This is a genomic window from Kosakonia cowanii JCM 10956 = DSM 18146 (genome assembly GCF_001975225.1).
Classification (GTDB): domain Bacteria; phylum Pseudomonadota; class Gammaproteobacteria; order Enterobacterales; family Enterobacteriaceae; genus Kosakonia; species Kosakonia cowanii.
On record NZ_CP019445.1, the window covers coordinates 3862034 to 3878468 of the forward strand.

Genomic DNA, 16435 nt, shown 5'->3' on the forward strand with positions numbered 1-16435 from the left:
ACTATGTCAAAGCGCACCTGAAATTATCGGTGCGCTTGTTGTTTTAATAAAATTGCTGTGTGTTTGATGGCGATTAAGGTGCCAGCATCAATACCTTGAACTGGCTCGGCACGATGCGCATGCCGATTGCGTTGGTGGAGTTTTGCAGGCTTACGCTGGTTAAGCGCGTCGCCGGCGTGCCTTTCAGCAGAACGGTAAAGGCGCCCGTCAGGTGTCGGGATGGCCCCATCACGGTGCCGGATGCAACGCCGGTCGCGACACCGGGGTTATCGCCATTGGTGAGCGGCGTGACCGTCGCCATATTGTGCGCGGGCATCCCCATAAAAAGGATATTCAGCGCATTCGGGATCGCCGTTGGCCCAAGCGCAATATCCGGATAGGGAATAGGTGTGGGAGCAGGCATTGGCGTCAGGCAGACGTCCGGAAACGCCAGGTCAACGCCCATCAGCTGGCAGTTAGCAAACATACTCTCTCCTTACCCCATATGGATCTGTTCAGAATCAACTTTGGTGATCGCTTTTGAAGTGATTACCGTGTTCTGTGCATGCATGCGCAGATAATCCTCTGCTTTCATATCCAGCTGCCCGGCACGCACATGCTCCATCTGGCGCGTGGTGCGAAACAGCTGCTGGCTGATTTGCGTCACCGTCTGCCAGACCGATTCCGCCCGCTTGCCGACAATGCGCGAAAGGGATACCCATGCGGAGATCTTGTCGCCGCTGTAATTCATCTCGCTGATATGACACTCCCCTTTTGCCGCACTGATATTGAGCGCTTCACTGCTCAGGCTCAGTGCACCCTGGCTGGCAATATGCAGATCGCCCTGTACGCTCAGCTCTGCGGCAGAGGCCGGATTCTGGCGCTCCAGCACCGCGAGAAGCCACATCTGGTTATCAACGGCGCTAATCAGGACCGTATCGCCCGCCTGCGGAGCGATGACGCAGCTCACGGCGCGACGGCAGTGCCAGCCGCGGCCTTCGCTTTCAACCATCAGGCTGCCATCCTCAAAGCAGTGAGTGACCTGTGCGGAGAACTGCCCGCTGGGGATCGCCGCCATCAGCAGCTGGTGATTAATATTCGTCATAATGAGTCTCCGTAAATTCTGCTATGGCGTTCGGCGCTCCAGGCTTCCGCCGCCAGTAACTCTTCGTCATATTCAAGGATGCCTTTACGATCGGCAAAGCGCGCGTTGTCCTGCCGGGCGCGATGAAAACGGGTACGCGAAAAACTCGCACCACGAAAATCCGCCAGCCGGACATCGGCGGCAGAGAAGTCCGCATAAGTCAAATCACACAGGGTGAACTCCGCCTCCTGCGCGGTCGTCTGCTGCAGGATGCTCTGGAAGAAGCGGCTCTGCTTAAAGGAGGCCTTATTAAGCGTCGCGCCGACAAATATTGCCTGATCGAACAGGCTGCCCTGCGCCTGCGCCCCGCTTAAATCCGCTTCCATAAACAGCGCCTGCGTAGCATTCACGCCGCGAAGCTGTGCCTGCTTTAATGATGCGCCTTTAAAGTTACACTGCGTAAGCTGTGCGCCGTTGAAGTCAGCGCCATCAAGCTGGTTATCGGTAAACTGGCAGCCGGTGAATTTATGCTTTGCATAGTGCTTGCCGCGCTGGTCGCAGTTGAAAAAGACCGTGCGCTCAAACTGGCTAGCCTGCAGATCGACATCACGCAGATCGATACCAAACAGCGTAGTCATCAGATTAGTGCAGTTATTGAGCTTCGCTCCGCCAAGCGGGGTCTCATAAAAGGTGGAGCGATCGAAGGTCGAGCCGCTGAATAGACTCTGCTCCAGTGCACAGCGCATAAACTGGCTGGTATCGCTGCTTATGCGCGAAAAATCACTCTTTGCCAGATTGCAGTCATTAAAGACGCAGCGAGTCAGCATTGCGCCGCTGGCGGTAATGCCCGCCATCTCGCACTGGTTGAAAACCGTCTCTTCCAGCGTCGTAGCAGCAAGATTCGCGCCGCTCAGCTGACATTCGGTAAAAACGCTCTCTTTGAGGTTCGCGCCTTGCAGATTGGCCCCCTGCAACGACACCTCCTGAAAAATCGCCCCGGAGAGATCGCAGCCCTGTAGATCGAGTCCGTCCAGGCTGAACTCCATGATCGCTTCGCCGCCCTTTATTTTCTGCTGTAACTCTGCGGCCGTTAATCTCTTCATATCACCTCCCCGTCACGCTTCGGCAATGTTTTAACCCGTTTGGTGTAAGCGCCCTGGAGCTGCGTCGTCTCGCTGGTAAAAGATTGCGACAGATCGGCACGGAACAGGTTGGCAAAGCTAAGATCGGCCCCTTCGAGGCGGCTTTTCTGCAACATCGCCCCCATCAGATTCGCTTCGTTAAGCCGTGCGCGACGAAAATCGGTACGAATAAACATGCTGCCGGTGAGAGTTGCGCCGCTAAAATCCGCCGCTTCGCACTGCGCCTCGCTGAGATCGCTATTATTGAGCCTGGCCCGGGTAAAGCGCGCGCCGGTTAACACCGCCTGACGCAGGTTGCTCTGCTTAAGATGTGCACCGCTGAAATCTGCTCTGGCAAGCGTGCCGCCAGAGGCCACTGCGCAGGTCACCAGCGTGACACCCGCGAAATTCGCCTCTTCCAGCTGGCTTTCGACCCATGAGCAACTCTCCAGTTGAGCCGCAGCGAAGCTGGCATGCTGGAGCTCGCACTTGATAAAGCTGGTTTTATTCATTACCGCATGGCTGAAATCCGGCTTCGGTAGCGTCAGCTCCATAAAGACACCGCTATCAATAGTGGCGTAATTAAAGCGGCACTCACTGAAGCCTGTCTCGCGGAATAAGAGATTATTCAGGCGGGCATGGCTGAAGTCACACGTGTCGAACAACGCGCCGGTCATCTCGGTTTCATTGAACTGCGCGCCCTGAAAGCCGGTGCCTTTACACTGCGCCAGCGCCAGGCTGGCCTTGTCGAGGCAGCAGTCGCGCAATGAGGCATTTTGTAAATCGGCGCGCGCCAGCATCGCCTGAGTAAAGTTCGCGCCATCAAGCTTACAATCGCTTAAATTCGCGCACTCCAGCAGGGTGTGAGTAAAGTTTGCGCCGCTCAGATCCATGCCGGAGAAGTCGGCCCCGGTTAAATCGAGCCCGCTAAAGTCGCCGCCCTGCGCCATGGTGCGTTCGGCACGCTGGCGAATGATGAGTGCGATATCGCCGGTCAGTTTTATTGCCGGCGGCTGTTGCGCAGCGGACATCAGGTACATCTGATGCAGTGCTTCACGGCTTTGCGCCAGCTTCTTCTCGCTCATCTGCGAGACGTTGCGCTCGAGCATATCATTCATACGGTGCATCGATTCCGGGCCGCGCGGGCGATTTTCATCATTTGCGGCGTCAGGGTATTTTGCTTCCATCTCCGCTTTACGTGCCTCGGCCTGCTGCTGCATTTCCGCTGCTTTACGCTCCATCTCTTCGATAAACTCAGGCAGTTCATCAAGTTTGGGCAATTCAGGTTCATCGAACGCTTTCATCAGGTCGCTGACATCGCCGCCCTGCGCTTCCAGCCGCGCCCGGTGCTGCTCACGCAGCTGTGTGGCACGCGCATTCTGGTTCTCGCGCATTGGGCTGTGATTTTGCTGCACCTCATTGTCGATCCACGGGCCGATAGCCTCTTCCGGCACCAAATCTTTTTCACGGAAGGCAAACAGCGCCCCCTTCTCTTTATCAAGACGCTGAGTCAGAACTTTGCGGTAGTGATTAACGGAGCGCGGCGCACCCGTTTTTTCCAGCGCCGGCATCAGGTGCAGCACATCGGCGGCATCATCTTCGTTGATCCGCTGGTTGCCGTGCCAAATCAGCACCATCTGCTCGAGGTGGGGGAAGAACCAGACGGTGGTGGCACGCAGCGCGATCTCCTCAAACAGGATCTCCTCCCCGCGCTGGCGCTGAATAAAGCAGCGCGCCTGCCACGGCGGTAAAGTGCCTTCCTGCACCGGCTTTTGCGGATGCATGTTCCAGATGCGCCAGGCGGCCTGCGGCGGCAGTGAATCACGCTCCTCCCACCACTGATCGGGGCTGGCGGCATTGAACACGCGCCAGTCGATATCCGGGGCGAAACCGGGGAAATCATTCTGCAGCCAGCGCGCATCATAGTTTTTGCCCATCCGGCGGAAACGGCGCGGCCAGGTCAGGTCCAGCGGCCCAAAGCTTGCCGGCTCGGGTTTCATGCGCGGCGACACTACGCGCTGTTGCAGCGCTTCGATATTTGGCAGGCGACGGAACTGCGTGCCGCTATGGTTTTCCAACACCGCGCCGATTCCGTGCGGGTTCTCTTCATACCCTTCACCACCAAACGCGCGGCTCCAGTCGAGGCGCATCTGTTCAAACGGTTTTGGTGCGGTCGCCCTTGAGCCTGCCCAGTAACGATCGCCGGTCACAGCGAGGGTTTTGGTCAGCGTGTCGACTTCGATGCGAACGGCGCAGGCTGTTTTATCCTGATGGTGCTGCGTATAGGCATAACCGGTAGCGAGAAACTCAGCGCGCGCCTTCGGCATCGCCATATCCAGCACGCCGCCGCTGGTTTGCAACTCGCTGGCCGCCAGTTGCCAGAGTTCAACTTCGGGACGAAGCTTTGGCGCAGCACTCATATCAGCCAGCGCCATCACAGCAACGCCCAGATGGTTCTGGCCCTGCAAACGGAACGGACGGTTTAACACGCTTAGCCGCAGCGGTTTGATAATCTTCATATAACTTCCTTTGGAAGATTAAGAGTGGTGTTGGCGTCTGAGAAAAAGGGTTATTTCAGTACGCTCGGAAGAGTATGTTTATTTTGTGTGGGATCGCTGCGCAAATAAATGATCGGCACCGTTGCGCCAACATTGTATTGCGTCATTTCCATGGTTTAGAAACACGTTACAGTATTTTTTTGAGTATAAAAATTCATTGACAATCGCCAGTCATTATTTTTACTCAAATATTCAGCTGTAACTTCTTAGCATTAAATGCAACCACTAATTATTAACAACGCTTGCATTCCAAACGCCACTCAAACTTTCGAAAAACATTAAAGCCAAATTGCTTTGATGGATAGCCAAGTAAAATGCTCTAATTTCAATCATCTAAAACTAATGGTTTATCTGTAATAGCAATATGATTAGGATTGATTGGATCGTACTTAATGAGACAAATAAAGAGGAGGCCAAACAAGACTGATAATAACCCTACCATCAAGCCACTGCATTATTAATTGTAATTATTAAAGTCTATATATATGATGCCCATCTTTCCTTTTGTCTCTTTCTTTACTTTTATACTTAATCCCTTCCTTAGCATATGAATTTTTTCAGGCGCAATTAGAGTTGTTGCAGTGTACAATTTTTGTTCATTGGGTAGAAAAAAATCAACACCGTAAAAGCAATCGCTCCCATATTTGACGTTTAATTTTCTCCATGATTGAATTTTCGTTTGTATCACCGCTCCCTGCCAACGAGTTCTGGAAAGAAAAAAGTTTACGCCTGAAATATCACTTTCATCTTGTTTTTCTAAAAAATAAAACCAAGCGGTAACTGCTATTGTTAATATAATGCCTCCATACATAAAATATTTAGAGCACTCTTCCAGAGCCATTATTTCACCCCCAATTGCCAAGTTACTATAACAAGAAGTCCTTGTATTTATAGCTTCACCCTCAACAAAAACATCAACTTCTCCATGCGCAATGAATGTTACTTTACAAATAATATCTTCACACAGACCTACTTTTACATCTTGAACCGAGCCTTCATCATTAACCAAAATTTCATTTTGCTCTACTGAATGTTTAGCCGCCTTAAGCTACAGTTGCCACGACTTTTTGTATGTAACATTACGGCATCCGATAAATCATTTTTACGGAAAATTCGCATGCCATTGAGATATTATAAAAAATAAAATTACATGCATTAAAAAAACAGATAATGCGTGCCAAGTAAAAAAGGAGTTACTGATGCTTATGTATAATAAAATGTTAATGCAGTTTGAAAATAAATATTTATTAAAGGCATTCTCAATCTGCATTTTCTATACGTTTTAACCTTACTCACCTAATATTATTGGCTTGTTGTGCATTGCGATCTTTTTAGGGTCTTTGGGATCATACTTAATAGTCAACCCATTACCAGCCTTATAATTATCAATCTCATCTAATGCCAGGGCTTCTTTTATACTAGCCTCAACCTCCTGACCATCTTGCGTCTTAAAATGGACAGTAATCTGATATATGGGCTTATTACCCCCCCATGATGTAGTCTGATGTGAAGCAATGATGTCTGCCTCAACTGCAACACCTGTTTTAGCCACCCGACTTTCAGTAAAGCCGCTTTTAATTGTGGGCATTATCTCTGTTACTATCATTCGACCGAACGCAAACACTCCGACAACCACTAATAACACAGTTCCAACACTTGAAATTGAATCAAACATCATTACCTCTACTTAAACAAGAAGGGTTAAAGCTTTTGAACTCCAATGAATACCACCTGAAGTAATAAAAGCGCCTATCTTTTTCATTTCCATCGCAGAGTTTTTTAACTCAAATGACTTGTGTGAAAATGAGATGGGGTTAATGCTAGCACTAGTTTGCATATAGGCGAAACTAGCTCCTTTAAATGAAATTGACAGAAGTTCACTCGTAGTGTGCTTTTTGAAGTAGGTGATCGCTTTTTCAGCAAACGAGTGCTTATTAGTATCAGTTGTTTCGAAAATAGGTGAGTCGATCAAAACTTTCTCGCCGCTCTTTATCTTTATTAACTTAGGGCTATAAAAAGAAATTTCTCCGTCATTGACATTTTGAGTCCAATTGCCGCCGTTGACATTTACCAGCAGGCCTCCATCACCGATTTCTATATCCTGCCCGTTATCATATTTTCCCGTCAACATCTGAGTAACATGATGTAGCTCGGCCCCATCTATATTCGTCTCTCTTCCATCTTTAATTGTCACGTTATCACCACCACTGGTTATATTCAGCTTACGCCCATTCTTAATGGTTTCCGTCTGGCTGTTATTAAAGGTCGTGGTTTCCTCTTGATCGACAGTGGTCGTGCGCTTTGCCCGATAATAAAATGACGCATCACCGGTAACATCGTCCTTCTGCTCTTTCAGGATGGTGGTGGTACGATTGCCATCGACATTAACCGTTTTGTCATTTTCGACGGAGACTTTCATGTCTTTTTCGGAGTGCAATTCAACGGCTTCGCTGCCGGGGCGATCCTCGAAGAAGAGATAGCTGGCGTTGTCTTTGTTGCCATCCTTACTGCGCGTCATAAAGCCCATGCGCGTTGAATCATCGGGCAGTGACCATGGCGGCATGCTCGCTTCGTTGTAGACGCGTCCTGTCACAATCGGGCGGTCCGGGTCGCCGTTGATGAAGTCAATCACCACCTCATCACCCACGCGCGGAATTTGTACCCCGCCGAAGCCCTGGCCTGCCCACGCGCTCGACACGCGCACCCAGCAGGAGCTGGTGTCGTCCCCTTTCGCCTGCCGGTCCCAGTGGAATTTCACCTTTATCCGGCCATATTTATCTGTCCAGATACTCTCGCCCTGCGGGCCGACCACCTTCGCCGTCTGCGGGCCGTGGGTTTTCGGCCACGCCGTCACCGGTGCCGGGCGGAACACCACCGAGGAGGGAATCACGGTGAAGTCGGTACGGTGCACCGTCTCGCCGTCCGACCCGCTGGCGTAGCGGTTCTCCTCGAGGAAGTAGTTTGCCTCGGTGGTCAGGTACTCGCCGTTATCGCTGAAGAACGGCGCGTTGTAGAGCGCAAAGGTGTGGCCCGGCGCGATACCCGTCGCTGTGGCGGTGGCCTGAATCTGCTGGTGCTCCACCTGCCAGCGCTCCTGGCGGATGCGGGCGTAGTATTCGCCGTGACCGTGCTCGACAAAGCGTCCAGGCCAGTCGTAGACGTCAATGCTCCCCGGCTGCGGCGAGGCAGGGTTCTGCCGGGCCTGGAACAGCCACGCGTTCGGTTTGCGGAAGTCGTAGTCATCGAGGCTGTAGATACCCGGCGTCACGCTGTCCTCCAGCGCCCACTGGCTGATGCCCTCTTCGCTGGTGCTGCCGCCGGACGGCGTCGGGTGGTAGGGAATGGTTTCGTACCCGCTGAAGGGCTGGTGTTCGGTGGCGGCGTCCGTCAGCACCATCACATGCCGGTCGGCTTCGTGACTGAAGTGGTAGGCAATGCCTTCAAGCTCCATCAGACGGCTGATGAAGTCAAAACTGCTCTCCTGGTACTGTACGCAGTAGCCCCAGCTCCGGTAGCTGCCGGTCAGACGGTCCTCAAGGTTCACCTGGTATTCGCCAAGCAGCGTTTTCACAATCTGCGGCACCGTCTGCTCCTGGAAGATGCGCAGGTTGCGGTCGCGCTTCATCGGCCACACGTCCGGCTCCACCGTCAGCCGGTAGACCGCATACCGCGTCCCGGACATCTCCGTGGCGCTCACCGCCACGCGGGTGATTTTCCCGTTGAAGTGGCGCATGCCGCCGGCAATCCCCTGCGTCGGCACATTCACCGTCACCGGCTGGCCGAGCAGCTGGCTGCGGTCGATACGCGCGTCGGTGCCCAGCACCGTCAGGGAGAAGGCAAACGCTTCAGACAGCGCCTCGCGACCGGTGAGTTTCCAGAAAAGCAGGCCGTCTACCGGCAGCTTGACCGTGATCCTGTCTTGCATGGTGAAGTCCTCTGTGACATCTGATTTTAATGTGGGGTGAGCTGGCAGTGCAGCGTTAGCGAGCGCGATGGAATTTCAGGCTTTGAATAATTTCCTGATATTGCTGTTGATAAGACTCACTGAATTCACCCGGGCAGGTACCCACATAGCTGACCATTTTCTGACCCGTTGCAGGATCCGCCAGCAAAATGATGGTTTGCCGCTGATAAATGATCCGGTTGTCATTGCTGAACTGATAAAACAACTCGACGGCAGGATTGCCATCAACGTCTAACATTTGGGTGGATTCGAGGTGAAAATCGGTGAGCGTCATCTCCAGCTCGCGGATCTTTCTGGCGGCGACGGTATGAACCTTATCATCGGCTTTGGCGCTGGCACGAGAGACAACAAACGTAAATTCACTGCCACCGTTATTACTGTGTGTTAATAAATTCATAGTTCTGTCTTTTTTATAGGTCGGACGAGACTAAGGTCGTGATGAAAAGAAGAAGCCGTTGCTCCCTGCAGCAAGGTGAAATGATACGCGCGGGATGATGCTCCCGCGCGTGACCGGGTCAGGGTGCCCGGGTAAACAACGATTACCGCGGCTGCGGATTGATAAGCCAGGTGCCCGGGTTAGCAATATCGACAGTCTGGCTACGAGTCTGGCCATTGCCTTCCAGCACCAGCTCGTAACGGCCCGGTTTCACTTTCAGAGAAGCAAAACCGTTGGTGGCCGGTGAAACAGACTGGCTTTCGCCGTTGAGCGTCAGCTTCTCGCCCTCGTTCATACGAACAAAGAGTTGTGCTATCGGTGCCTGCGAGGTCACTGGTGCGGCGCTCGGCGTTTCACTCTGGCTCTGTGCTGGCTGAGTCGTCGGCTGTGCAACTGGCTCGCTCTGGCGCGGCGGCTCGACAGGCGCGCTGTTCTGCTGCGGCTGCGAGTTATTCACTGTCTCCGTTGCGCCCTTTTCTGGCTCTGAGCTGCTGCTGAACAGCAGCGCGCCAGCGACAACACCGACAATCACACCTGCCGCGACCAGCGCAGGCAGTTTGTAGCGCTGCCAGCCAGCAACCTCAACTTTTTCCGGCGTCTCTTCAACCGGTACCAGCATGGTGCCAGGCTGCTTCACGTTCAGCACATCGTCGATCCCGGCGACCGGCATCTCAATCAGCGCGGCAAACTCATCTATCGACTGCGGACGATCTTCCATCTTCAGCGCCAGCGCGCGATCAACAGCCTGCAACAGTGCATGAGAGTAGCCCGGCAGCCCGCGCTGGGTCAGCGGGACATAGGTGTCCTGAATGCTGCGCACTACGCTGACCGGCGGCGGTGAGCCGATGATCATGGTATGCAGCACGGCACCCAGGGCGTAGATATCGGTCCACGGCCCCTGCTCGCTCTCGTTATCGTCGGTGTATTGCTCGATCGGCGCATAGCCCGGGCGCAGCATGGTTTCGGTTTCATCAGAAATCGAACCGATACTGCGGCGCGCGGAGCCGAAATCAAGCAACACCGGTAAGCCGTTTTCCTGAATCTGGATATTGTCCAGTGAGATATCACGATGGAGATAACCCTCATCGTGAATGGTCTTGATTGCCCCCAGCAGCATCGGCAGCATGCGGCGGATCCAGGCTTCATTGATCAGTGCCGGATTCTTCTCACGCAGGCGCGACAGCGTCGTGCCGCTGTAGAACACCGTCCCCATGTATGCGGTGTCGTTCTGCACCCAGAAACGCAGCACATGCAGCAGGTTCGGGTGGTTAAAACGGGCCAGTAAACGGGCTTCCTGGATAAAACTGTTCAAACCGGCGGTAAACGCTTTACTGAAGCGCTCGCTGCGCAGCACCAGCGTCATGTCGTCGTTACGCACTGCCAGCGAAGAGGGCATAAACTCTTTTATCGCGATGGTTCGCTCAAGCTGGTGATCCCAGGCGCGATAGACGATGCCGAACCCTCCACCACCGATCACTTCTTTAATTTCAAACTCATTGAAGCGATATCCCGGTGGCAACGCGTTCGGTACACTCCGGTTGTTATCGTGATCCGTCATATTGGAAAACTCTCTTGATAATGGCGTTACGCCGCAAACTGACAGTGAAACTCACCCTGCTCAAACGTGACACGTAAACGCTTATAATGCTCGTCTCGCGCGCTGGCGTCGAGTAATAGCTGGCTCATAAGCGGCAGCAAAGTGTTGGTAAGGATGGAGTCAACCATACGTCCGCCCGATTCCACTTCCGTACAGCGGGCGACGATCTGTTCAACCACGCTCTCATCCACTTCGGAAACGATGCCATGGTTCTCTTCGAGACGACGCTGAATACGCTTAAGCTGCAGACGCACGATCATCGCCAGCATCTCATCGCTCAACGGATAGTACGGTACCACCAGCAGACGGCCTAACAGCGCAGGCGGGAAGACCTGCAGCAGCGGCGCGCGCAGCGCGTCACGCAGCGCGTCCGGTTCCGGCATCAGCTCCGGGTCGGCGCACATACCGGTGATCAGATCGGTACCGACGTTGGAGGTGAGGATGATAATGGTGTTACGGAAATCGATATGGCGGCCTTCGCCATCTTCCATCCACCCTTTATCGAACACCTGGAAGAAAATCTCATGCACATCGGGATGCGCTTTTTCAATCTCATCCAGCAGCACCACGCTGTAGGGACGACGGCGTACGGCTTCCGTTAACACGCCGCCTTCACCATAACCGACGTAGCCCGGAGGCGCGCCTTTCAGGGTGGAGACCGTATGCGCTTCCTGGAACTCGCTCATATTGATGGTGATGATGTTCTGCTCGCCGCCGTAGAGCGACTCTGCCAGCGCCAGCGCGGTTTCGGTTTTACCGACACCAGAGGGGCCGCAGAGCATAAACACGCCGACCGGCTTGTTCGGATCGTCAAGGCGCGCGCGCGAGGTGCGAACACGTTTGGCAATCAGCTCCAGACCGTGACGTTGACCAATAACGCGTTCATTTAAGGTATCAGCCAGTTTCAGCACCGCGTCGATCTCATCTTTCACCATCCGGCCCAGCGGAATGCCGGTCCAGTCAGAGACCACGGCGGCAACCACGTTGGCATCCACGGAGGTAAAGAGCAGCGGCTCGTCGCCCTGCAACGCGCGCAGCGCATTTTGCTGCTCGGTAAGGGTGGCGCGTAACTCAGCCAGCGCCTCTTCCGGCGCGGTGTGCAGCTGCGCACGCTGGGCGATGATGCTGTCCACCAGCGCCTGCTCCTGCTCCCAGCGCTGCGTGAGCTCATCGCGCTGCGCGGCCAGTTTCTCCAGATCGGCCTGCAGTTTCACCACGCGCTCGCTGTCGCCAACAGCGACTTTGGCTTCACGATTGGCGATCTCGATCTCCACGTCCAGCGCGTCGATGCGGTGCTGGCAATCTTCCAGTTGCGGCGGCGGTGAACTCTGGCTAACGGCAACGCGCGCGCAGGCAGTATCAAGCAGGGCAACCGCTTTGTCCGGCAGCTGTCGCGCCGGAATATAACGATGCGACAGCTTCACGGCGGCAACTACGGCTTCATCCAGCAGCAGTACGCGGTGATGTTTCTCCAGCGCTGACACGGTGCTACGCAGCATCAGTACCGCTTTCTCTTCGTCTGGCTCGGCGACCTGTACGGTCTGGAAACGACGGGTCAGCGCCGGATCCTTCTCAATGTATTTTTTATACTCAGCCCAGGTCGTGGCACCGATGGTGCGCAGCTGTCCACGTGCCAGCGCCGGTTTCAGCAGGTTGGCGGCATCGCCAGTGCCCTGCTGGCCGCCTGCGCCAATCAGCGTGTGGATCTCATCGATAAAGAGAATGATCGGCGTCGGGCTGGACTGCACTTCGTTAATCAGCGCCTGCAGACGCGCTTCAAACTCCCCTTTCATCCCTGCGCCCGCTTGCAGCATGCCGATATCAAGCAGCCACAGCTGAACGTCAACCAGCGGCTCAGGCACGTCGCCACTGGCGATACGCAGCGCCAGGCCTTCGACCACGGCGGTTTTACCCACCCCGGCTTCACCGGTCAGCAACGGGTTATTCTGGCGACGGCGCATCAGGATATCGACCATCTGGCGGATCTCTTCGTCGCGCCCGACAACCGGATCGATCTTGCCATCACGCGCACGCGCGGTGAGATCCTGGCCATACTGAGCAAGCGTCCCCTGCTGAGTGGGTGCAGCAACACCGCTTTCATCATTCAGGGCGACCGTTGCCTGCTGCGTCTCTTTGCTGTTGGCACAAATGGTGTCGAAATTATCCAGCAGCGCATCGGCGCTGACGCGATCAAACTGTGGGGAGATGCCTTTCAGTACGTTGGCGAGGCTCCAGGTTTTCAGGATCCCCGCGAGCAGGTGACCGCCGCGAATGCGGGTGACGCCAAATTTCAGCGAACCGTAGACCCATGCGCGCTCAACCGCTGTATCAATATGCTCTGACAGGTCGGAAACGGAACTTGCGCCACGGGGCAGTTTATCCAGCGCCGCGACGATATCGCGCGTTAGCGCCTGCTCATCAAGTGAAAAGTGGCGGATAACCTGCTGCAGATCGCCATCCGACTGCTGCATCAACTGATGCAGCCAGTGAACCAGTTCCACATAAGGGTTACCCCGCAGTTTACAAAACGCGGTGGCGCTCTCCAGCGAGGTGAATAAGAGTGTGTCGAGTTTGCCGAATAAGACGGCGCGGCTGATTTCTGACATGGGTTCTTCCATTATTCATAATTAATTAGCACTTCATCCTTCGTGCTGTCTCGTCGATGGCGGCCCCATCTCCTTTGTCGCTTACGGGTGTAAGCGTCCGGGATACGCCGGCTTACCGTGCAACGCAACGCGAATGATTTTGTGCAGACGTCAGACAGGGATGCAAAATCGAAGGATTACCCCTCCGGGCTAAATACCAAATCTCCACGCGCTTCTGGTCTCGGTTGCATACCAAGCCAGGCGCTATACCCCAGACGGCTGTCGCCGCCCAGCGCGGCGCCGACAACATCTTCGCTGCGCAGGATAATTTTCACCGCCCACTGATACTCAATGCCCAGATACTGGCGCACCCAGTCACGAAGCGCAGCGACATACTTCTCTCCCGGCAGAAAGCGCCGGTAGGTTTCAGCCGGTAGCGGGCCGATCTCAATGCGAAATTTATGGCACACATCGCGCACCGCCTCACCAAGAAAGGTGGACTGGCCCAGACGCGGCGCGTGCCGTCCACCCTGCAGGCGTGCGCGTTCGCGCGGGCTGAGCGGCATCCACTGCGGAACGTTCTCCACAATGTTGACCGGCACATTGAAATAGCCGCGCAGGATCTTCGCCAGACCTTCAGGATCGCGACCGTTACGGGTTAAGTGCCCCGCCAGCGCGAAGCGGGAATGGGGGCTGAGCGTCCCCTTCTCCAGCTGTCCCGGCTGCCCCATGCCGATCAGCGATGCGATATAGTGCTCGAAGCGATTATTGTCTTTGCGATCGAGAGAGACCGTCGGTTGCGCATCCGCCCACGCACGATAAAAGAGCAGCGTCAGCCGATGATGGAACAGATCGGCAAAGGCGCTCATGCTCTCATCCTGATGGTGGTCGATACGCTCGCGCGCATACTCCGTCAAATGGATGGGCAGCGGGCCGTTAGGGCCAAAAAGACCAAAGCTGTAGATCGACACATCATAGAGCGGCGATGCTTCGCGCTTTTTCACCCCGGCGAGCGTTGCCGGCGCGAAACTGAGCGATGGCGTCTGCCCGACGCGCAGCGACTCAAAGCGCGGCAGCGGTGCGCGCCCCAGCGGGTAACGCTCACCGCCGCGCGCATCCACGCGACGCAACAGAGTAAAGAGATCGTAACGCCACGGCGTTGCCATCACGTTCTGCCAGAAGGCATCCGGCAAGCTGTTCAGGCGGACGATCGCAGGCTTGAGCGCGGGCGTGTCGGTCATATCAGCGCCCTCTTGCCCATACGCGGCGGCCAGTAGCCTACTTCGCCGCGCTGCTGGCTCTTGAGGGTAAACTCCGTAAAGCTGTTCATACCCACCAGTCGGGCAAAGACGCGCTCCAGCACGCTGCCGAAAAGCCACGGGCTGAAGCCAGAGAAGGCCTGCTCATCGACGGTAAGGGTAATGCCAACGCCACGAGCAAAGACAATAGGCCCCGGCTCCGGCACCCGGCGATGTACTGGCTCCAGCACACAGTGGCGCACGCCCTCAATCTGGCGTGCCACCGGCGCTTCCGCCAGCCGGGTATAGAGCCCAAGCAGCTGGCGCAGCGCCGCAGCGCCTTCTCCGTTTTCGCCATCCATCAGGCTGAGGTAGTTCATCTGCAGCTGGCTGATTAAACGCCAGGTACTGAGCCCTTCCGCCAGCGCCGGACGCGGCGGCGTCGGCCCTTTGCGCAGCTTGAGTGATTTCACCGGCAGCGAATCGGGCAGCACAAACTGCCCCATATCCTGCTGCAGCATCAGCGGCAGATCGCGGCTGGTGCACAGCACTTCTGCGGTGATGTAACGTAAATCTTCTCGCCACGGCGCATGCTGCTCATCCACCAGCGAGGCGAAGACCTCAGAGCCGATATAGCCGGTGCGGGTGCCGTAGCGCTGGGCATGCTCCGAGAGCGCGCGCTGCTCGCGGCGCACCGAGAAGTAGGCACCGTAATTGCCCTCATCCTGGCTCCAGCTGCTCCAGAACGGACGGAAGGTCTGCTCATCGCGCTGACCGTCGACGCTGGCGTGGATTTTGCCAACAGAGTAAATCTCATAATCCAGCGGACGAATGTTATCGACCACCAGATGGTATTCGTGCAGGCTTTCGCTCAGCTTCTGCCGCTCGGCGATCTTTGGAAACAGGTTAATGACTGGCGTGCAGTGCAGCGCCAGATGGCTCTTATCCACCACCCGCTCCAGCTGACCGTCCGCTTTATCAAGCAGAATAATGATATCGAAGGATTTGGCTTCGCCGCTGCTTTCCAGCATGGTGCGCAGCCCTTGCAGGCTGATAAAGAGAAAACGCGACGGGAAAGCAAAATACTCTTGTAGCAGCCGGTAACCGTCGAAATTGCGCAGGTCGTCAGGCAGCAGAGACTGGTTAGCCTCAAAGCCTTCCTGGCGCAGCGCATCATCCGCCAGCACATGGAGTGCTGCCTGCGGCGCGTTTGCCTGGCAGACCATGCCTACCTGATGCTCCATCAGCAGTTCGAGTAGTTGCAGCGCCTGCATGTCAGGCCCGCTCAGGAAGAGTTCCAGACGGTCAAAGTCGAGATGGCTGAGATTGACCGGGCCATCGCAGCTCAGGCGAATACGCAACGCGCTCTGCGCGCCGCGCTGGCTTAAACCGACCTGCGCGAGCGGGAGATCGGCAGGTACGCCGCCAAGTTCAACCTGGCTGATTTTCAGCGGCAGCAGCGTGACGTCGTGGGCGGTGGTGTAGCTACAGGTGACGCCATTCTTCTTCATCACCTGGCTGTCCATCATGGTGCCGCGCGGCACCACAAACCCGTTGCTCAGATCGCCTTTGGCGCTGTCCGGCTGCAGTTCTGCAATCGCCATTGAGGGGGTCGGTGCCAGGTAGTTCGGCGCGACCATCTCCAGCAACCGCTGGGAGAAGCGCGGAAACTCGGCGTCCATTTTTAACTGTACGCGGGAGGTGAGAAAGGCAAAGCCTTCCATTAGGCGCTCGACATAGGGGTCGGACACATCCATCCCCCGCATGCCCAGACGTCCGGCCACTTTTGGGTAGCGTCCGGCAAACTCCTGGCCCATCTCACGCAGCCAGGCGAGTTCGCGGTTGTAGTACTCCAGTAATTTGCTTTCCATGA

The 16435-nt window shown here is 55.4% G+C and carries 12 protein-coding genes; all 12 read right to left on the reverse strand.

Annotated features, from left to right (window positions below; translation table 11 throughout):
• Nucleotides 1-73: 73 nt before the first annotated feature.
• Nucleotides 74-466: a DUF4150 domain-containing protein gene (locus tag BWI95_RS18250; RefSeq protein WP_007371701.1), complete on the reverse strand. Its 393-nt coding sequence runs from the start codon at nucleotides 464-466 to the stop codon at nucleotides 74-76.
• A 9-nt stretch (nucleotides 467-475) separates the two neighbouring features.
• Entirely contained in the window at nucleotides 476-1084 is a 609-nt protein-coding gene (locus tag BWI95_RS18255) for a DUF3540 domain-containing protein (protein ID WP_054804652.1), read from the reverse strand.
• Complete coding sequence (locus BWI95_RS18260) at nucleotides 1081-2166, reverse strand: pentapeptide repeat-containing protein (protein ID WP_054804653.1); 1086 nt, start codon at nucleotides 2164-2166, stop codon at nucleotides 1081-1083. The genes BWI95_RS18255 and BWI95_RS18260 overlap by 4 nt, the downstream gene beginning before the upstream one ends.
• Nucleotides 2163-4703 (reverse strand): DUF2169 family type VI secretion system accessory protein, encoded by a 2541-nt coding sequence (locus BWI95_RS18265; protein ID WP_076769989.1) that lies wholly within the window; start codon nucleotides 4701-4703, stop codon nucleotides 2163-2165. The genes BWI95_RS18260 and BWI95_RS18265 overlap by 4 nt, the downstream gene beginning before the upstream one ends.
• A 496-nt stretch (nucleotides 4704-5199) precedes the next feature.
• Entirely contained in the window at nucleotides 5200-5751 is a 552-nt protein-coding gene (locus BWI95_RS18270; protein WP_232374391.1) for a hypothetical protein, read from the reverse strand.
• Between the two features lie 279 nt (nucleotides 5752-6030).
• Entirely contained in the window at nucleotides 6031-6420 is a 390-nt protein-coding gene (locus BWI95_RS18275; RefSeq protein WP_232374393.1) for a DUF3592 domain-containing protein, read from the reverse strand.
• A gap of 9 nt (nucleotides 6421-6429) precedes the next feature.
• Complete coding sequence (locus tag BWI95_RS18280; RefSeq protein WP_076769990.1) at nucleotides 6430-8667, reverse strand: type VI secretion system Vgr family protein; 2238 nt, start codon at nucleotides 8665-8667, stop codon at nucleotides 6430-6432.
• Between the two features lie 55 nt (nucleotides 8668-8722).
• Nucleotides 8723-9103, reverse strand: a complete 381-nt coding sequence (locus BWI95_RS18285) for a DcrB-related protein (protein WP_054803664.1) — start codon at nucleotides 9101-9103, stop codon at nucleotides 8723-8725.
• Between the two features lie 142 nt (nucleotides 9104-9245).
• A complete protein-coding gene (locus tag BWI95_RS18290; RefSeq protein WP_054803663.1) occupies nucleotides 9246-10700 on the reverse strand; it encodes a serine/threonine protein kinase in 1455 nt (484 codons plus the stop codon).
• A gap of 26 nt (nucleotides 10701-10726) precedes the next feature.
• Nucleotides 10727-13345, reverse strand: coding sequence for a type VI secretion system ATPase TssH (tssH, locus tag BWI95_RS18295; protein WP_054803662.1), 2619 nt, complete (start codon nucleotides 13343-13345; stop codon nucleotides 10727-10729).
• A gap of 176 nt (nucleotides 13346-13521) precedes the next feature.
• Nucleotides 13522-14565 carry a type VI secretion system baseplate subunit TssG gene (gene tssG, locus BWI95_RS18300; RefSeq protein ID WP_054803661.1) on the reverse strand — a complete coding sequence of 348 codons (1044 nt, stop codon included), beginning with the start codon at nucleotides 14563-14565 and terminating at the stop codon, nucleotides 13522-13524.
• Nucleotides 14562-16433 (reverse strand): type VI secretion system baseplate subunit TssF, encoded by a 1872-nt coding sequence (tssF, locus tag BWI95_RS18305; protein ID WP_023480090.1) that lies wholly within the window; start codon nucleotides 16431-16433, stop codon nucleotides 14562-14564. Before tssF ends, tssG begins: the two co-directional genes overlap by 4 nt.
• Nucleotides 16434-16435 lie beyond the last annotated feature (2 nt).